Raw genomic sequence first — 17229 nt, 5'->3', positions numbered from 1 at the left:
CCGGTCACTGTGCTGCCACATCCGTGCCGGTGCCGAAGATCTGCTCGTAGAGATCCTCGCCGTAGCTGGTGGACAGCGGTTCGGCCGGCATCACCCGGAAGCTGCGGCGGCCGTCGGCGAGCCGTTCGGCGCGCAGGAACACCGCGGTCTCGGCGTGCCGGTCGTTCAGGCTGCGGGCCAGGTCGTACAGGTGAGTGACGAACACAATGCGGACGCCGGCCTCGGTCAGCGCGCCGATGATCTGGCGGCCGATCTCGGATCCCTCGAACTCGTTGGTGGCGGCGAACGACTCGTTGCACAGCAGAAGACAGTACCGGCCGATGCGGTCGGCGATGCCGCTCATCCGCTTGAGTTCCTCGTCGAACTTGCCGCTTTCCATCGTGGCGTCCTCCTCCCGCTTGTAGTGGGTGAAGACGGCGGGCACGACGCTCGCGGCGAACCGGCGCGCCGGAACCACGCAGCCGGCCTGCATCAGCAACTGGGCCAGGCCAACGCTGCGCAGGAAGGTGGACTTGCCGCCCTGGTTGGCACCGGTGACCATGATCAGCGATGTACCGTCGGCGGCCAGGTCGTTGCCGACCACGGTGTCGTCGGTACGCAGCCGCAACGCCACGTCGTACAGCCCCTCGGCGGTCAGCGTGCGGCTCGCCGCCTCCGCCGGTTCGGGGAAGCACACCGGGGCCTGCTTCGCGCTCAGCGCCTCGTGTAGGTTGACCGCGCCGAGGTAGAACGCGAGTTCGGCGCGAAGCAACCGGAAGAAGCTCAGGATGTGGTCGGCGGAGTGGCCGAGCGCGTTGGCGACCAGGTTGACGCCTCGGCCGCGCAGCTCGGTCAGCGCGCGGGCGCCGGCCTCGTCGCGCTCGGGCACGGTGAAGCTGTACTCCTCGGGCCGGTCGCCGAGAATGCGGCGCCACCAGCCGGGCCGTTCGTCCAGCGGTCGCCGCAGGATGTAGTCGCTACCGGACAGGGCCATACCCAGCCGGGCGCTGATCAGCACGCCGTTGCGGAACCGCAGCCGCTTGAGATGTTCGTCGACCTGGGCGAAGTACTCGTCGGAGAGTTCCCGCGCCAGGGTGTCGAACAGTGCGGTGAACCCGTCGGAGCCGAACCGGGCGTGCTGGTCGTCGCGGATGCGGCGCAACTGCCGAAGATGCTCCATGAACATCTGCATCACCTGCAGCGACCGGTGCAGCGTGTACTCCGGGTTGCGGGTGGACAGGATGCCGAAGTAGAACTTCTTCTCGCCGGCGGAGGCGTCCATCGCGACGTCGTAGATCTCGCGCACCACGTCGGGGTGGGCAAGGCAGTCGCGCAGCACGCCCTGCCGGTAGCGGATGGTGTCGGGATCGTCGGGGCCAGTGAGGATCGCGAGCCGGGCGATCGCTTGCAGGTAGTCGTCGCCGGCGGCCATCGCGTCGAACACCGGGTCCAGCCCCAGATCGTCAATCAAATCGTCGGCGTTGTCGGGCGGTTCGCGGTCGGTGTCGAAGTCGCGGTCACGGTACATCAGCAGCGCTTTCATGACCCGATCCGCCCCTTCAGCTGCTCGTATGTCAGGCCGTACTTGTCGGCGATGGCCATGGCGTAGGAGCGGCCGTCGGCCGGGCGGCGGATGACCTTGTAGGTGCGCACCGCGGGGTTGTCGGCCTCGACGGTGCTGACCATGCTCACGATGGCGTCGTTGAGCGAGGCGAGCTCGTCGACGAACGTGACGTACACGCCGAGTACGTCAAGCTCGGTGAGCCGCTCCAGTACGCGTTTACCGAGGAACAGCGAGTCCTCCAGGGTGGTGGAGGTGAACGCCTCGTTGAGCACCACGACGCTGGAGGCGGTGGCGTGGGTGAGGATCTCGCGGATGCGGACCAGGTCGTCGGCGAGCTTGCCGCGCAGGTCGGCCAGGTTCTCCCGTCGTTCGAAGTGCGTGAACAGCCGGTCGGGCAGCAGCAGCCGGGCCGAACGTCCCGGTACCGGCAGGCCCAGGCTGGCCAGGTGGTGCAGCTGGCCGAAGGTGCGGGCCAGGGTGGTCTTACCGCCCTGGTTGGGCCCGGACACCACCAGGATCCGCTCGCGGTCTTCGAGGTGGAAGTCGTTGCACACCACCGGTTCCTTGGCCCGTACCAGCGTGTCGGCAAGCGCCAGGTCGAATGTGTCGGTGGCGTGCACTGCCTTGTCGGTCTCGGCGATTTCCGGGAAGCAGAACGATAGGCCTACGCTGGTGAACGTCTTCATGTGGTCCAGGTAGGCGAGGTAGAACTGGATCTCGCGGTCGAACCGGCCAACCGTCGTCTCCACGTACCCCTGTCGGTGATCGCAGAGCCGTTGCAGCGCCTCGAACTCCGCCGGATACAGCCGGACGACCAGGTCGAGCACCTGTGCCTCGACGTGGTTGAGGTCGTCGTCGTTGCGGTACCGGACGAGGTAGTTGCGGGCCTCGCCGCGGGCGAACTTGTCGAAGGTCGCGGCGATCTCGGTGCTGTAGTCCGGCTGGTCGGCGTAGCGCAGTACCGCGACGTGGCTGCCCTTGATCTGCATGGTGTAGCGCACCTGGTCCAGCCCGTCCTGCACCGCCCGCGCCTCGTCGCGCAGTTCGGTGAACGCGGCGGACGCGACGTAACCGCGCACGTGCTCGCGGACCGCGTCCAACCCGGCCGAATTGATATCCACTGTGGACAGTGCGGTATCGAATGCCGCGACGGTGTCGCAGTAGCAGCAGATCGCGTAGAGGAACCAGGCCTGCTGCTGCAGTCGTTCGTATCGCTTCTTCGCGTGCTCCAGGCACTCGCGCATCCGTTCCATGCCGTGGGCGAAGTCCCGCACCGCATCGATGATCTCGCGGCGTTGCAGGTCGCGGAACACCTCGTGCCGGTACTCGACCTCGGCGCGGTCGTGCAACGCGATCGCGAAAAACGGTGCCAGATGGTATCCGTCACGGCCGATGAGCACCGAGTCGACGATCTGGTCGAGATTGAGATCGGTGAAGAAGTCCGGCTCGGAAACCGCCGACGGCGCCTCGATCGGCGTCGCGAACAGCACGCTCACCGCCACCGAGGACCGGTCGGCGGTTACCGCCAGACCGGCCGGGCGGCCGGAGGAGACGTGCTCGTCCTGGTCTGTCGCGCGTGTCATCGGCGCCTCGCTTTCGGCCCACAGGTCATCGACTGACCAGGGACCGTTGGCGAGGAAACCCCCGCGGTTGACGGCGAGCCCCACCACCGTCCTACCTTTGTCGACAGCCTACTTCCGATCTTCGCGCCGCGCGAAAGGTGTGTGACCGGAGCGACCGAACAGGCGGCGCAGGACATCCTCGCCGCGGGTACGCGACGGCACGTCCACCCAGATCCGCCACGGCCGCCGCCGCTGCACCGCGGTACCCGTCGCCGGTGCGGCGCACGCCGGCACGCCCGCCTCGCGCAACGCGAGCAGCAGCCTGGCGATCCACCGGCCGGGCGTGCCCGGTGCCAGGTCAAGGAGGGGGACCCAGGACTGCGCCTGCAGGCCGTTGCCGACGGCGCCGAACGGGGGTCGGGACAGCTGCGCCTGCGGCGCGAGCACCATGTGCCGAACACTGCTTGCGGACACGGCGGGCTCCCTGCGAGTGCTCGCAGAGACCATCAGCCGGGCCGGCAGAGGGCGGGTCCCATCGCCGGGCGCCGCGTGCGGCGGCGCCACCCCACCAGTGTGGCGCCGTCCCAGGCGGCCTGCAACAGGCCGTGAAGATCGACTGCCGCGCATCGATGCGGTAGCCTTGTCGCTACGAACGGCGGAGGGGCTCGCCGTCAACCGCGGAGAACCCGCCAACGGTCCCTGTCTCGACAGAGATAGGGGCTTTGTGTGTCCATAGCCGACCAACGGATCGATCCTGCCGGTACGACCACGCGATCGGTGCTGCGCTGCTCGGTCATCCTGTTTCGCCTCGACGCCGTCCTGCTGTTGCACCGCAGCCGTGACGGGGTGGACGACTGGGTGCTGCCCGGAGGGACACCGCGGCGGGGCGAGAGCGCTGGTGGCTGCGCCCGCCGTGAGCTGTGGGAGGAGACCGGGCTGCGCGCCGCGGTGGCCCGAGTCGCGTTCGTGCTCGACAGCGTCGACCACGACCGGGACGAGTCGATCACCGACATCGTGTTCACCGCCACCGAGTGGGACCGCCAAGCCGAGCCGCACGGCGGCGAGCCCGGGGCGCGGCCCCAGTTCGTGCCGCTGACCGAGATCGGTGACCTGCATCTTCGGCCGCCGGTGGGTGGCCACCTGCGTGCACTGCACCGGTACGGCGACGGCCAGACCGCGTCCTATCTGGGCAACCTGTGGCGTCCGGCTCCAAACGATGACGTCCAACCGCAGACATCGGCGACCGTGAGGGAGTCCCCGGCATGAGCACCTTGACCATCACCGGCCTGTCCGCGCTGGAGATCCTCGACTCGCGCGGCCGGCCCACGCTGTCGGTGACGCTGACCGCGCAGGACGGTTCGCGGCATGTGGCCGGCGTGCCGTCCGGCAAGTCGACCGGCGCGAACGAGGCGGTGGAGCGCCGGGACGGGGTCGCCGACCACTACGCCGGGCAGGGCGTCGAGGAGGTCGTCGCCACCGTCGAGGGCGAGATCGCCAGTCATCTGGTCGGCCACGGCTGGGACGGCATCTGGGAGATCGACACGACGCTGTGCGGGGTGGACGGCACCCCGAACCTGAGCCGGCTCGGCGCCAACGCCGTGGTCGGCGTGTCGATGGCCGCGGCCCGGGCGTTCGCGCACGCCTCCGGGCAGCCGCTGTGGCGGTGGCTGGCCCGCGACGGCGTCGCGCCCCGGCTGCCGGTACCGCACTTCAACATCCTCAACGGCGGCGCGCACGCGCCGAACCAGCTGGAGTTCCAGGAGTTCATGGTGGCGCCGATCGGCGCACCCGACCTGCCCTCTGCGGTACGAGCCGGCGCCGACGTGTACGCGGCGCTGCGCGCGCTGCTGGTCGAGGACGGGCTGGACACCGGTCTGGGCGACGAGGGCGGCTTCGCGCCGGACGTCGACGTCGAGACCGCGCTGAGGATGCTGACCAAGGCGATCGACCGGGCCGGCTACGAGGCAGGACGCCGGGGTGTCGCGATAGCGCTGGACCCGGCCGCGACCGGCTTCCGCGGCCATGACGGCCGATACCTGGTGGGCGACGAGCGGCTGAGCGCCGGAGACCTGATCGACTGGTACACCGAACTGGTCGAGTGGTACCCGATCTGGAGCATCGAGGACGGGCTGGCAGAGGACGACTGGGATGGCTGGGCAACGCTCACCCAACGACTCGGCGACCGGGTGCAGATCATGGGCGACGACATCTTCGTCACCAACCCGCAGATCATCACCGAGGCGATCGAGCGCAAGGTCGGCAACTCGTCACTGATCAAGGTCAACCAGATCGGTACGGTCAGCCGCACCCTGGAGGCTATGGCGGTGTGCCGCGACGCCGGGTACACCCAGATGATCTCCCACCGCTCCGGCGAGACCCCGGACAGCTTCATCGCCGATCTCGCCGTCGGCAGCGGCTGCGGGCAGCTCAAATCCGGGGCGCCGGCGCGCGGCGAGCGGGTCGCCAAGTACAACCGGCTGCTGGAGATCGCTGCGGCCAACCCGGACCTGCCGTACGGGCTGGGATGAGCGATGCCGTGGGCAGCCCGGCTGCGGCACGCCCGGGTCGACCACGCGGGCCGGGCGGTGCTGGCCGATGTCGACCTGACCGTCGAGCAGGGGGCCCGGATCGGCGTGGTCGGCGCCAACGGGGCCGGCAAGTCGACCCTGCTCGGCCTGCTTGCCGGTGCCAGGCGGCCGACCGCGGGGACCGCCGAGCGCGCTGCGGATCTCACCGTCGGGCTGCTGCCACAGGAGCCATGGCTCGCCGAGGACGAGACGGTCGGCGAGGCGATTCGCGCCGGCGCCCGGGACACCCTCGACGCGCTCGACCGGTACCAGCGACTATCCGCGCGGCTGCGCGACGATTACTCCGACGAACTGCTCGCCGAGCTGGGACAGGTGCAAGACGAGCTGGACCGCACCGGGGCGTGGGATCTGGAGTCGCGGCTGGAGCAGGCGCGACAGGCGCTGCGCTGCCCGCCGGCGGACACGCCGATCGCGGGGCTGTCTGGCGGCGAGCGGCGCCGTACCGCGCTGTGCGCGCTGCTGGTGCGCCAGCCGGATCTGTTGTTGCTGGACGAGCCGACCAACCATCTCGACGTCGACAGCGTCGGCTGGCTGCAGGACCATCTCACCGGGTTCCCGGGCACGCTGGTGTTCGTCACGCACGACCGATACCTGCTGGACCGGCTCGCGCAGCGCACCGTCGAGGTGGAACGGGGGCGGGTGCGAAGCTATCCCGGCGGCTACGGCCGCTACCTGACTGCGAAGCTGGCCCAGCTGGCGATCGACGGGCGCCGCGACGCCGAGCAGCACGATCAGCTCGAAGGCGAACTGCGGTGGCTGCACACCGACCTGGGCGAGCGGCACGCGTGGGCGCGCTCGCGGCTCGCGGACTACGACCAGATGTCGCGGCGGTCCCACCCGACCGGCTACGACCGGCTGCGGATCCCGCCGGGGCCGCGGCTGGGCACGCTGGTGATCGAGGCGGACCGGATCGGCAAGCGCATCGACGACCGGGTGCTGTTCGACGAGGTGAGCTTCTCGGTGCCGCGCAACGGGATCGTCGGGGTGCTCGGGCCCAACGGGGCCGGCAAGACGACCCTGTTCCGGATACTGGCCGGCGAGATGGCGCCCGATCGCGGCACGATCCGGATCGGTGACACGGTCCGGTTGGCCTACGTCGACCAGGATCGGCTCGGCGTACGTGCTGGGCTGACCGCCTGGGAACTGGTCTCCGGTGGACAGCAGGCGCTGCGGCTCGGCGGGGCGGAGGTGCCGTCGCGGGCGTACCTCGCCGCGTTCGGCTTCCGCGGCGCGGACCAGCAGAAGCCGGTGGCGTCCTGCTCGGGCGGCGAACGCAACCGGCTCAACCTTGCGCTCACCCTCAAACTGGGCGGCAACGTGCTGCTGCTCGACGAGCCCACCAACGACCTGGACATCGGCACGCTCGCGGCGCTGGAGGACGCCCTGCTCGGCTTCGCTGGCTGCGCCCTGGTCAGCGCGCACGACCGGTGGTTCCTCGACCGCGTCTGCACGCACGTACTGGCCTGGGAGGGCGACGGGCGATGGCGGTGGTTCCCCGGCAGCCCGGCCGACTACGCCGCTGACCGGCGCAACCGGGACGGTACCGCCGCGCCGGAACCGGAAACGCACCGGCGGCTGACCCGGCGCTAGAGGAGGTGGACCGATGGCCGACACGTCGCTCGGGGACCGGCTGGGACCGGTGCTGGACGGGCTGACCGCGCTCGCCGACGGGCCAGACGCCGCCGAGCTCGCCGAGCTGCGTGGACGGCTGGCCGCGCAACGGTTCCGGCTGCTGGTGGTCGGTGAGGCCAAGCGGGGCAAGAGCACCCTGATCAACGCGCTGCTCGGCCGGCCGCTGCTGCCCTCCGGCGTCACCCCGGTCACCGCGCTGCCCACCGAGCTGCGATACGGGCAGACCGAGCAACTCGTGGTGTCCTATCTGGACGGAACGAGTGCACACCGGCCGCTGGCCGATCTGCCCCGGTTCGTCACCGAGCAGCACAATCCCGGTAACGTCCTGGAGGTCGCCCGGGTAACCGCTTACCTGCCCGCCCCGGCTCTGGCTGACGGGGTCGAGATCGTGGACACCCCTGGCACCGGATCGGTGTTCGCGCACAACACCACCGAGGCGACGGCCGTACTGTCCACCATGGATGCCGCGGTCCTGGTGCTGTCGGCCGACCCGCCGCTGTCCGGCAGCGAGCGCGACCTGCTCCAGCGGGTACACGAGCGTTCGGTGGCGTTGTTCGTGGCGCTCAACAAGGTGGAGCGGCTGAGAGCCGACGAGCGCGACGAGGCGCTGGAGTTCGTCCGCAAGCACCTGGCCGACGCGGTGGCCGGCGACCCGATCGCCGTCTACCCGCTGTCGGCCCGCGACGCGTTGACCGCGCGCGCCGGACGCGACGCGGCGGGACTGGCCGACAGCGGGCTGCCGGCGCTGGAACGCGACCTGTACGGCTACCTTGACACGCACCGGATCGCGGACCTGCACCGCTCACTCGCCCGACACGCCGACCGCATCGCCGCCCAGCTGACCGACGCCGCCGCGCTGACCCTGCGCTCGGCGGAACTGACCACCCGGCAGGACGGTGACCGGGTTGCGCGGTTCCGTCGGCAGGTCTCGGCGCTGGACCACCATGCGGCCGATGCGGCGGCGATTGTGACAGCAGGCACCGAGTTGGTGCTGGCCACGCTGAACCGGGCGGCACCGCAGGACACCCTCGAGGCCACCCGCACCCTGCGCGCCGACCTGACCGGCTGGTGGGAGGGCCGGGAGGTGACCGCGCTGCCGCCGGCCCGCTATGAGGACGCCGGCCGGGAGTACCTGGTCGAGCAGATCCGGTCCGTCGTGGACGGCTGGCGCATCCAGTGGGAGAACACGGCCACCGCGGAGCTTCGTGAGTTGGACGAGCGGCTGACCGCGGCGTTGGAGGAGCGGCTCGCCGCGGTCCGAGACACCGCGCGCGACGAGCTGGGACTGTCGCTGGCGCTGCCGATGCCGGCCGAGTCGCTGTTGCCGCAGGTCGATGTCGACCTGGCGTTCGGCGCCGAGGTGGGCATGACCGTCGCCGTCGGAGACACCGTACGGCGGCATCTGATGCCGGGTCAGCTGGGCCGGACGATGGCCCGCCGGCACCTGCTGGACGAGCTGGACATCCTGGTGGGCAAGCAGTTCGGCCGAACCCGCTCGGCCTTGCAGGACGCGATCACCACCGCCAGCCGACAACTGCGAGCGCTCGCGCGCCGCCGCGCCGAGGACGCGGTGTCCGGCCTGGTTGCCGCGCTGGATGCAGCCAACGCGATGGCCGAGGCGTCCGATGCGGACGACCAGCGCCGCGCCCTGCTCGACCGCATCGAGCGGTTGCGTGCGCTGCGCGCCGAACTGGTCCGGATCGTGGAGGTATCCGATGTCGCGAGTGGACGCCGATGAGGTGTTGCTGCTCTGGCGCGCGCTGCGCGCCTTCCGCAGCGGGAAGCGCCCGGAGTGCGCGCCGCGCGGCCGGCCGGCACACAGCGCGTGCCCGTTGTTTGCGGGGTGCCCGCGGTGGTCGCAGCCCGACGACTACCGCGCCGCACTCGACGAGTCGGCCGAGGCGACCGAACGCAGGCGGGCGAGCTGGCCGTGTTCCCGGCTGATGGACCTGCTCGGCCCGGACACCACCACGATCCGCTGAACCAACGCCGGATCTGACAGACTGCCAGATCCGCCGGCCCGACCGGTCGCTCCGTTCGGCTGCCAGGTCGCGGTTTCTTCGAGTCGTCGGTCCGATCACGGCCGTCGCTCGCCGCCCGGACCGTCGCGGCCCGATCCGGATGGCGCGGCCAGCGCCACGGCCAGACCGGCGCACAGCACACCGGCGATCAGCGGCCAGGCGCGTCCAGCGGTCAGGGCACCGAGCACCGCCGCGCCCAGCTCGGCGAGTACCGCGGCTGCCAGGGCCGCGACCACCGGGACCCGCGAGCCCGGCAACCAGCTCGGCGGGCGATCCAGCGCGAGCACGTAGCAGGTCAGCAGAACCGCGAGCGCCGCCCAGATCGGTAGCGCCGGCGACCCGGTCAGGGCGCGTACCGTCGCCGCGGCGACCAGCAGCACCACGCCCAGGCCGCCGGCCTGCCGCCAGCGCGGGGCGACCAGTGCGCAGCCGACGGCGAGCAGCGCGATCACCGGCGCGATCGGCGCACCGCCGGGCAGCGTCAGCAAGCCTGCGACCAGCGCAGCGACCACCGCTGGCCACCCGCCGCGAATCACCTCGTCCCCCGCGCGCTCAGCGCGGCGAGCGCCGCGGACAGTTCACCGTCGGGCCACCGCACCACCCGGATGCCGGCGGCGGCGAGCTCGGCGCGCTGCGCACCGCGTTCCAGCCGCCACAGCCGATGCGCCAGATCGCCGAGCGTACGGTCGGGGCGGGCCGGCACGGTCGTCTCGTCGAGCACGTCGACCACGATCACCCGGGCGCCGCGCCGGGACAGGTCCACCGCGGTGTGCCGGGCCCGCCCGTCGGTCAGCGGGGAGAACAGCACCACCACCGATCGCGGCGGCAGCATCGTACGGGGCACCCGTCGAAGGTCCGGCGTCACCTCGCTCAGCGGCCACCGGCGTACCTCCAGCACCGCGGCGACCAACCGGTCGAGCTGCCGGATGCCGGCCTCCGGGCGTAGCCAGCGCGGGATCCCGGCCAGCACGATCAGGCCGACCCGGTCGCGGGAGCGCGCCGCGGCCCGCGCCACTGCGACCGCGCCGCGCACTGACCGGTCCACCGTGGACCGGCCGGGTGGGCCGAGCTCGGCGAAGGCGTCCACGCCCACAACGATGTCGCTGGCGCGCTCGGCGGCCCGTTCGGTCAGGTACAGGCCGCGACCGCGGGCGCTCGCGGCCCGGTTGATCTCGCGCAGCGCCTCGCCGGGTTGGTACTCCCGCAGTCCCAGGAACTCGGTGCCGGACCCGGCCACCAGGCTGGGGTGTTCGCCCAGCCGGGGGATCGAGTACGCCGACCGCGGCGCGCGCCGCAGCCGAGGTGGCCGGGGGAGCACGACGAGCTCGGGTGCCGGCACCGAGCAGCGTCCGGTGCGGACGCCGAGCCGGTCGGCAACGGTGAGCGTGATGGCGCAGCGCAGCTCGCCCCACCGGTGCGGCGTCACGTCGAACGCCAGCCCGTCGGTGGTGTCGTGTACCCGGGCGCGGACCGGACCGGACGCCGACAGCGCCGGCGCAAGCAGCGTGGCCCCGGCCGGCAGCCGGATCCGTACCGTCAGGGTGACCGTGTCGCCCTCCAGACAGCGCCGGGACGGCCACCGCGCGTCGACCGGCAGCCCGGCCGGAAGCCGGTTGTGTACGGCGAACGCGAGCAGCACCAGCGGCCCGGCCGCAAACGCTGCCAGCGCGCCGCGACCGGTCAGGTACCCGGCGACCAGCGACGCCGCGGCGAGCAGTCCAAGCGTGTACGCGCGGGGCGACCGGGACCACCGCAGCTGCACCGCCGATCCCGCGCGTACGCCTGCCGGGCTCTCCGCCGCCCCGCCGCCGGCCCTGCCCGGGCGCACGGCCGTTTCGCCGCCGGCACCTGTCGCGGCCCTACCGCCGATCCCTGCCGGGTGGGCGACCGGGCTGCTGCCGGCGCCGGCGGGGCTCGCGGCCGACGCAGCGCCGGCATCGGCCGGGTTCACGGCCGGGCCTGCGCGAGCTCGGCCGGCCCACCCGGTACCGGTGTCGCCACGACGACCTCAGCGACGATCTGGTCGGTGTCGATGTCGCGGGCCCAGACCTCCGGCCGCAACACCAGCCGGTGCGCCAGCGCCGGTACCGCGAGCGCCTTCACGTCGTCGGGCAGCACATAGTCGCGGCCGGCCAGCAGCGCGCGCCCCCGGGCCAGTCCCAGTAGGGCCAGCCCGCCGCGGGTACTGGCGCCGACCGCGAGCTGCGGATGCCGCCGGGTGGCGTCGACCAGCGCGACGATGTAGCCGAGTACGTCACGGCCGACCTCCACGCCGCCCAGCGTGGCGCGCGCCGCGAGCACGCCCGCGGCGTCGGTGACCGGCCTCGGTCGCTGTGGCCGGCGATGCGTGGCGCGGGCGTCGAGCAGTTCCAGCTCGTCGTCGACCGACAGGTACCCGATCCGCAGCCGCAGCAGGAAGCGGTCGAGTTGTGCCTCCGGCAGCGGATAGGTGCCCTCGGACTCGATCGGGTTCTCGGTGGCGAGCACCACGAACGGGTCCGGCAGCCGGTGTGCCGTGCCGTCCGCGGTCACCTGCTGCTCAGCCATCGCCTCCAGCAGCGCGGCCTGGGTCTTGGCCGGCGCCCGGTTGATCTCGTCGGCGAGCACCAGGTTGGCGAACAGCGGGCCGGGCCGGAACCGCAGCCGGTTGTCGGTCGGGTCGAGGTAGGGGCCGCCGGTGATGTCGGCGGGCAGCAGGTCGGGCGTGAACTGCACCCGGCCGAACTCCAACCCCAGTACGGTGGCGAAGCTCGACGCGATGAGTGTCTTACCCAGCCCGGGCAGATCCTCGATCAGCACGTGCCCGTCGGCGAGAATGCCGAGCAGGACCATCTCCAGCGCGTCGCGCTTGCCCACGACCACGGTGGCCAGCTCGCCGAGTACCGACTCGCCCCAGGCGCGCGCCTCTGCCAGGTTCACGGTTCGCACTCCTCCAGCGCTCGAAGCAATCGGTCCAGTCCGTCCCGGTCCACCGTGGGCGCGTCGTGCAGCAGCGCCCAGCCCTCGGCGCCGAGCAGCCGCCGTACCGGTTCCGGGTCGCCGTCGAGGTCGACGCCGCGCTGCGCCAGCGCCGCCGCGGCGACCCGGCGAAGCTGCGGGCGTAGCCCGTACGCGAGTCCGCGCCGGTCGCCGGACAGTGCCCAACCGAGCCGGTTGGCCAGCCGATCGACCGGGGTCAGCGTGTTTGCGGCCGGGGCCGGCGGTGGCCCCGTACTGCGGTCTGTGCGGCCGGCAGCCACCAGCCGCAGCGCCAGCACCAGGACGGTGACCGCAGTGGTCACCGTGGCGGCCGTCCAGCCCGCGACCACCGCCGCCAGTATGGCGACGGCCGCGCCGACCAGCCCGGTCAGTGCCGGTTCAGGACGCATCCCGCACCACCTCCGAGCCCGGCAGCGCGGCCGCGATCTCGTCGAGCGCGTCGCGCGCGGCGGCGACCTGCTCGGCGCCGAACGGATGCGAGCTGAACCGCGCTTCGGCAAACAGTGCGGTGAGCCGACCCGCGGCGGGACCGGGCAGCCGGCCGTCCGCGACCACCCGGCGCAGCAACTCGCCCGGGGTGTCGGCTGGATCCAGCCGGGTGCCGGAGTCGGCCAGCGTGGCGCTCATCGCCCGGTAGCAGGCGACGACCGTGGCCCGCGGACCGCCGGGCGCCGCATCGAGTGCGCGGCGACCCTCCCGCACGGCCGCGGCCACGCGTTGCGCCTGGCCGGGTTCGCGCCGGTCGCCGCCGTGCCGGTGAGCCCACCAGCGCCACGGCAGCGCCACGACCACCAGGACCGCACCAGCTGCCAGCGGCTGCCACCACCAGTCGGGCAGGTGCGGCCAGTGCGGGTGGCCACCGCTTGCCGCCGCGGCCGATACGTCCGGCAGCAGCCGGGCGCCGAACACCAACCAGGCCGGCACCGACAGCGCGGCGAGCGCCACCAGCAACGCCACGAACCGGGCCCATCGCGGCGAGGTCGGTTCCGGCACTGGTACCGGTTCCTGCTCCTCGCCGCGCCGGCGGCGGCGCGGCCGAAACAGCCGTGCCACCGCCACCAGCAGCAGCAGCGTCACCAGCCCGGCGACGACGGCGGACACCACGCTGGCCGGGCCGGCCAGCGACGCCGGTGCCCGGGCGACGAATCCGGCCCGCCAGCCGGTCGGCATCGAGGTCGCGCCACCTGCGGCGCCGATCACGGCCAACGACACCGCGCCCGCGCGCAGCCAGGCCCGCCGTTCAGTCCGCGTCGTCATGGTGCCTCCACGGCGGTTCGGCGGGCAGCGTGCCCCGATAGATCGCCACCACCCAGCCGCCGTACTCCAGCTTGAACAGCGCGGCGGCGGGTGTCCGACGGCCGCGCAGCCGGTCGGCGAGCGCCATCGCCCGGCGCCGGGCGATCGGCCCGACGCCGAAGCGCACGATGCGGTCCGGAGGTTGCGGACCCTTCGCCGCCATCACCGCTGCGCCCTGCCGGCGACGCAGTACGCGATCCGCGAAGCTGCGCCTTGCATAGCGGGGCCGCCGAGATCGACCTCGCCGTCGAGCAGCCCAGCCGCGCGGCGCCACGCGTCACGCTCGGCGCCGACCGGCTCGTACCGGGAATCCCACTGCCGTCGCCGAACCGCCTCGGCCAGCTCCCAGCCGGTCGCCGCCAAGCGGGTCGCGGCTACCCGCGCCGGAGTGGAGTCGGCCGGCCAGTCGCGGGCATGCCGGGCGCACAGGCCGTGCGCCCGCCACCAGGCCCGAGCGAGGTCTGGGTCCGCGTCGAGGGCGACAAGCAGCTCCCGGTACCGGCGCTGCTGCACCGCGGCCACCTCACACACCCGACACCGGCGTACCGAGTCGAACCGGGCCAGCTGCCGGGTCAGGCGTCGCCGGTCGGCCGGCCGCTGCCAGACTCGCCGTGGCGGCGGGCCCGACTCGGCGAGGAAGGTCCGGGCCCGCGCGTTGGTACGATCGCGCTGGTCGGCGAGGATCGCCGCGACGTTGCGTCCCCCGGTGCCGGCCAGGTCGTGCAGGTGCCGCGGGCACAGTGCCAGGTCGTACGTGCCGTCGCGCGCCTCGGCGTCGCCAGCCAGCCAGTCGAGGCAGCGCCACACCGACCGGGCCACGTGCCGGCAGACCGGGCAGCCGCCGGCGGCCAGATCGGTACGGACCAGCCGGGCCACGTCGTGCCGCGCGGCGGACTCCTGCGCCGCGAGTACGGGTCGGGCAAGCGTGCGGCGCAACCGGTCCCGGGCCGCCGCATCCGGGTCGGTGCCGCCCAACAGCGCCAGCGCCGGCCCGGTGCGTTCCCGCAGCGTCCGCATCAGATGCCGGGCCGCCGCCGGGCCTACCCGGTTCATCAGCGCCCGCAGGTGCGGCAGGCACGGTGCTCCGGCATCGCGCAGCGCGGCCCGGACCTCGGTGTCCCCGGCCCAGCGTGCGATCCGGGACAGCGCACGGCCGGTCGCAGCGGCGACGTCGAGGCAGATCGGGCAGCGTAGCGCCGGGCCGGCCGGCTGGCCGACGAGCCGCGCAGCGTGGGCGAGAACCGGGCCGTACACCCCGGGCAGCAGCCAGCTCGCGGTCGGCTCAGCGAGAAGCAGCCGGTGGTGGGCGGCGCAGAAGCCGATGCCCGCCACTACTCGCTGCATCGTCTCCGGCTGGGTGTGCGACTCGCTGACGAAGGTGGTCACCCACTGCCGGGCGGCCCGGGTCGCGGACCGGCAGACCAGGCAGCTGGGTTCGGTGAGTTCGCGCAGCAGCGCGCGGCGCTCGGCGATGCCGGCCGCGGACGCCTTCGCTGGTCGCCTGGTCACGGCGACCCGATCGGAGGTCCGGATGCCATCGGTGTCTCCTACCCGTGTCAGGTAGGGACCGTTGGCGATGCTTCGCGGTTGTCGGCGAGCCCCTCCGCCGGCCGCACCGCACGACGACCGGCCCGATGTCGGGGCGGCCGAACCGTGCGAATCCGGCTCCGGTACCAGGCTACCCGATCATGGCGGCAGCACGCGGGCGGCGACCGGTGCGGCGCAACCGGCACGACCGCGGCCGCGGCGAATTGCCCTAATTCGACTCGGAGGAGTCGACCGGTCGAATAGCTTGCGTTGCGTAGGGGCGTTGGGCAGACTGGTGATCAGGCGATGGGGCTCGCCGAAACCGCGGGACATCCGCTGATGGCCTCTACCAGATCTGGTGGAGGTAGCGTGCCCGTTTTCGCTGAAGAGACTGAGGAGGATGCCGGCAGCGCCGGCAACCACTTGGCGCCCCACCCCCTGGGGGTGGGGCGATGAGTCTGCTGCTCCCGATCCCCGCCGTTCAGGCGCTGCAGCCGCTGACGATCCTGGTCGCGGCACCCGGTATCAGTGGCGTGATCGCCAAGCTGGAGGCGCGGCTGCAGGGGCGTCGTGGGCCACGGATCCTGCAGCCCTACTACGACCTGGCGAAGCTGTTCGCGAAGGAGTCGCTCGCGCCGGCCGGGGTGAACGCCTGGTTTCTCGCAGCGCCGATCGTGGCCATGGCCTGCTACCTGACGGTGCCGCTGCTGATCCCCGTGCTGACCACCTTCGGCCTGCCCTGGGGGTACATGGGCGACATCCTCGGCGGCGGGTTCGTGCTGTCGCTGGGCAGCTTCGTCGTAGCGGTGGCCGCGTTGCAGACCGGCGGCCCGTACGCGCAGCTGGGCGCGAGCCGGTCGAAGACGTTCGCCGCGATCACCGAGCCGGTCGTGCTGTTCGTGGTGTTCTCGGTGGCGCTGGTGACCGGAACCGACCTGCCGTACGCGCTGGCCGCCACTGTGCGCTCGTCGGCGAGCCAGATCGTGCGCCCGGCGCACCTGCTCGCCGCCGGTGCGCTGTTCCTGGTCATCCTGTACGAGACGGGCCGGATCCCGGTCGAGACGCACACCGGCACCAACGAGTTCGGCATGATCGAGGAGGCTCGCTCGTTCGAGCACTCCGGACCCTACCTGGCGCTGCTGAAGTGGGGCTCGGCCTGCAAGCAACTGGTGCTGTACACGCTGCTGATCAACGTGTTCCTGGCGCCGTGGGGGCTCGCGTCCAGCGCGGCGATCGGCTCCGTGGCGCTGGCGATCGTGACGCTGGTCGGCAAGGCGCTGGTGGTCGGCGCCGCAGTGGCGGTCATCGACGACTCGTTCGCCAAGCTGCGCCTGTTCAAGATCACCGACTTCGTCTCGGCCGCCTTCCTGTTGTCGGTCGTTGCCGTCTTCACGCTGTACCTCGGGGGTGGCTGATGCAACCGGTACCGGGCGTGTTCGAGGGCAGCGCCAACGTGGTCGCCGTGCTGGTGCTGCTGGCCGAGTTCGGGATGCTGCGCCAAGCGGTGCTGCGCGACCAGGTCCGGCTCTATGCGCTGCAGTCGCTGGTGGTCTCGGCGCTCGCGGCGATCGTCGCGGCCGGCCGGGACGTACCGGAGCTGTACGCGCTGGCCGGGCTGTCGCTGGCGCTCAAGGTGGTCATCGTGCCGCTGGTGGTGACCCGGCTGCTGCGCGACACCAGCGAGGAGATCGCTGGCAGCGGCACGTTGGGCGTGGCGACCTCGGTACTGGTGTCGATCGTCGTGGCAGGGTTCGGCTTCTTCGCGGTCGGCGCGCTGGGCATCCACAGCCGGGTGCTGCCGACCACGGCGCTGTCGCTGTCGATCGCGGTGGTCCTTGTCGCGTTCGTGCTGATGATCGTGCGCCGCGACGTGGTCTCCCAGGCGATCGGGTTCTTCTCGCTGGAGAACGGCGTGTCGTTGGCGAGCCTGGTGGTGGCCGCCGGGCTGCCGCTGATCCTGGAGGTGGCGTTCCTGTTCGACCTGCTGGTCGCGGTGGTGGTGTTCGGCGTGTTGATGCGCGTGCACCACGGTCGCACCTCGTCGCTGTCCACCAGCGCGCTGACCCGGTTGCGGGGGTGAG

The 17229-nt window shown here is 72.3% G+C and carries 17 protein-coding genes and 1 riboswitch; of the genes, 7 read left to right on the top strand and 10 right to left on the bottom strand.

Going from position 1 to position 17229, the window contains the following annotated elements; all coding sequences use genetic code 11:
* Positions 1 to 4: 4 nt before the first annotated feature.
* From NUM_RS03515 to NUM_RS03505, 3 genes are all read right to left on the bottom strand, one after another.
* Positions 5 to 1522, bottom strand: coding sequence for a MutS-related protein (locus tag NUM_RS03515; RefSeq protein WP_207123071.1), 1518 nt, complete (start codon positions 1520 to 1522; stop codon positions 5 to 7).
* The gene (locus NUM_RS03510) at positions 1519 to 3126 is read right to left on the bottom strand and encodes a MutS-related protein (protein WP_207123070.1); all 1608 of its coding nucleotides are present in this window, start codon (positions 3124 to 3126) and stop codon (positions 1519 to 1521) included. Before NUM_RS03510 ends, NUM_RS03515 begins: the two co-directional genes overlap by 4 nt.
* Positions 3127 to 3234: 108 nt before the next feature.
* Positions 3235 to 3579: a hypothetical protein gene (locus NUM_RS03505; protein WP_207123069.1), complete on the bottom strand. Its 345-nt coding sequence runs from the start codon at positions 3577 to 3579 to the stop codon at positions 3235 to 3237.
* A gap of 252 nt (positions 3580 to 3831) precedes the next feature.
* Between NUM_RS03505 and NUM_RS03500 the strand changes: the two genes are divergently transcribed.
* Genes NUM_RS03500 through NUM_RS03480 form a run of 5 tightly spaced genes read left to right on the top strand, consistent with a single transcriptional unit; the run spans position 3832 to position 9307 of the window.
* Positions 3832 to 4371 carry an NUDIX hydrolase gene (locus tag NUM_RS03500; RefSeq protein ID WP_207123068.1) on the top strand — a complete coding sequence of 180 codons (540 nt, stop codon included), beginning with the start codon at positions 3832 to 3834 and terminating at the stop codon, positions 4369 to 4371.
* Entirely contained in the window at positions 4368 to 5633 is a 1266-nt protein-coding gene (gene eno, locus NUM_RS03495) for a phosphopyruvate hydratase (protein WP_207123067.1), read from the top strand. The genes NUM_RS03500 and eno overlap by 4 nt, the downstream gene beginning before the upstream one ends.
* Positions 5634 to 5636: 3 nt before the next feature.
* The gene (ettA, locus tag NUM_RS03490) at positions 5637 to 7283 is read left to right on the top strand and encodes an energy-dependent translational throttle protein EttA (RefSeq protein WP_207123066.1); all 1647 of its coding nucleotides are present in this window, start codon (positions 5637 to 5639) and stop codon (positions 7281 to 7283) included.
* Between the two features lie 13 nt (positions 7284 to 7296).
* Complete coding sequence (locus NUM_RS03485) at positions 7297 to 9063, top strand: dynamin family protein (protein WP_207123065.1); 1767 nt, start codon at positions 7297 to 7299, stop codon at positions 9061 to 9063.
* A complete protein-coding gene (locus NUM_RS03480; RefSeq protein ID WP_207123064.1) occupies positions 9041 to 9307 on the top strand; it encodes a hypothetical protein in 267 nt (88 codons plus the stop codon). Before NUM_RS03485 ends, NUM_RS03480 begins: the two co-directional genes overlap by 23 nt.
* A 95-nt stretch (positions 9308 to 9402) precedes the next feature.
* Here the strand turns inward: NUM_RS03480 and NUM_RS03475 are convergent, their stop codons facing one another.
* From NUM_RS03475 to NUM_RS03445, 7 genes are all read right to left on the bottom strand, one after another.
* Positions 9403 to 9858, bottom strand: coding sequence for a hypothetical protein (locus NUM_RS03475; RefSeq protein WP_207123063.1), 456 nt, complete (start codon positions 9856 to 9858; stop codon positions 9403 to 9405).
* Positions 9859 to 9878: 20 nt separating this feature from the next.
* Positions 9879 to 11108, bottom strand: coding sequence for a DUF58 domain-containing protein (locus NUM_RS03470; RefSeq protein WP_207123062.1), 1230 nt, complete (start codon positions 11106 to 11108; stop codon positions 9879 to 9881).
* A gap of 185 nt (positions 11109 to 11293) precedes the next feature.
* Positions 11294 to 12274: an AAA family ATPase gene (locus NUM_RS03465; protein ID WP_370466920.1), complete on the bottom strand. Its 981-nt coding sequence runs from the start codon at positions 12272 to 12274 to the stop codon at positions 11294 to 11296.
* A complete protein-coding gene (locus tag NUM_RS03460) occupies positions 12262 to 12714 on the bottom strand; it encodes a hypothetical protein (RefSeq protein ID WP_207123061.1) in 453 nt (150 codons plus the stop codon). Before NUM_RS03460 ends, NUM_RS03465 begins: the two co-directional genes overlap by 13 nt.
* Entirely contained in the window at positions 12704 to 13582 is an 879-nt protein-coding gene (locus NUM_RS03455; protein ID WP_207123060.1) for a DUF4129 domain-containing protein, read from the bottom strand. The genes NUM_RS03460 and NUM_RS03455 overlap by 11 nt, the downstream gene beginning before the upstream one ends.
* The gene (locus NUM_RS03450; RefSeq protein ID WP_207123059.1) at positions 13566 to 13784 is read right to left on the bottom strand and encodes a hypothetical protein; all 219 of its coding nucleotides are present in this window, start codon (positions 13782 to 13784) and stop codon (positions 13566 to 13568) included. The genes NUM_RS03455 and NUM_RS03450 overlap by 17 nt, the downstream gene beginning before the upstream one ends.
* Complete coding sequence (locus tag NUM_RS03445) at positions 13784 to 15130, bottom strand: hypothetical protein (RefSeq protein WP_207123058.1); 1347 nt, start codon at positions 15128 to 15130, stop codon at positions 13784 to 13786. The genes NUM_RS03450 and NUM_RS03445 overlap by 1 nt, the downstream gene beginning before the upstream one ends.
* Before the next feature lie 311 nt (positions 15131 to 15441).
* Positions 15442 to 15504, top strand: a riboswitch (Fluoride riboswitch).
* A 96-nt stretch (positions 15505 to 15600) separates the two neighbouring features.
* On the opposite strand from NUM_RS03445, the gene NUM_RS03440 reads away from it, so the two are divergent.
* Both NUM_RS03440 and NUM_RS03435 read left to right on the top strand, forming a co-directional pair.
* Positions 15601 to 16563: a respiratory chain complex I subunit 1 family protein gene (locus NUM_RS03440; RefSeq protein WP_207123057.1), complete on the top strand. Its 963-nt coding sequence runs from the start codon at positions 15601 to 15603 to the stop codon at positions 16561 to 16563.
* Complete coding sequence (locus NUM_RS03435; RefSeq protein ID WP_207123056.1) at positions 16563 to 17228, top strand: hypothetical protein; 666 nt, start codon at positions 16563 to 16565, stop codon at positions 17226 to 17228. Before NUM_RS03440 ends, NUM_RS03435 begins: the two co-directional genes overlap by 1 nt.
* Position 17229 lies beyond the last annotated feature (1 nt).

The sequence above is a fragment of the Actinocatenispora comari genome (assembly GCF_017312725.1).
Classification (GTDB): domain Bacteria; phylum Actinomycetota; class Actinomycetes; order Mycobacteriales; family Micromonosporaceae; genus Actinocatenispora; species Actinocatenispora comari.
This window is presented reverse-complemented; position numbering and strand designations above follow the sequence as displayed.

Bases quoted from the DNA above. Each gene is read 5' to 3' on its own strand.
- NUM_RS03515 (WP_207123071.1), bottom strand. From the start codon at position 1,522: ATGAAAGCGCTGCTGATGTACCGTGACCGCGACTTCGACACCGACCGC.
- NUM_RS03510 (WP_207123070.1), bottom strand. From the start codon at position 3,126: ATGACACGCGCGACAGACCAGGACGAGCACGTCTCCTCCGGCCGCCCG.
- eno (WP_207123067.1), top strand. From the start codon at position 4,368: ATGAGCACCTTGACCATCACCGGCCTGTCCGCGCTGGAGATCCTCGAC.
- ettA (WP_207123066.1), top strand. From the start codon at position 5,637: ATGCCGTGGGCAGCCCGGCTGCGGCACGCCCGGGTCGACCACGCGGGC.
- NUM_RS03485 (WP_207123065.1), top strand. From the start codon at position 7,297: ATGGCCGACACGTCGCTCGGGGACCGGCTGGGACCGGTGCTGGACGGG.
- NUM_RS03480 (WP_207123064.1), top strand. From the start codon at position 9,041: ATGTCGCGAGTGGACGCCGATGAGGTGTTGCTGCTCTGGCGCGCGCTG.
- NUM_RS03460 (WP_207123061.1), bottom strand. From the start codon at position 12,714: ATGCGTCCTGAACCGGCACTGACCGGGCTGGTCGGCGCGGCCGTCGCC.
- NUM_RS03455 (WP_207123060.1), bottom strand. From the start codon at position 13,582: ATGACGACGCGGACTGAACGGCGGGCCTGGCTGCGCGCGGGCGCGGTG.
- NUM_RS03450 (WP_207123059.1), bottom strand. From the start codon at position 13,784: ATGGCGGCGAAGGGTCCGCAACCTCCGGACCGCATCGTGCGCTTCGGC.
- NUM_RS03440 (WP_207123057.1), top strand. From the start codon at position 15,601: ATGAGTCTGCTGCTCCCGATCCCCGCCGTTCAGGCGCTGCAGCCGCTG.
- NUM_RS03435 (WP_207123056.1), top strand. From the start codon at position 16,563: ATGCAACCGGTACCGGGCGTGTTCGAGGGCAGCGCCAACGTGGTCGCC.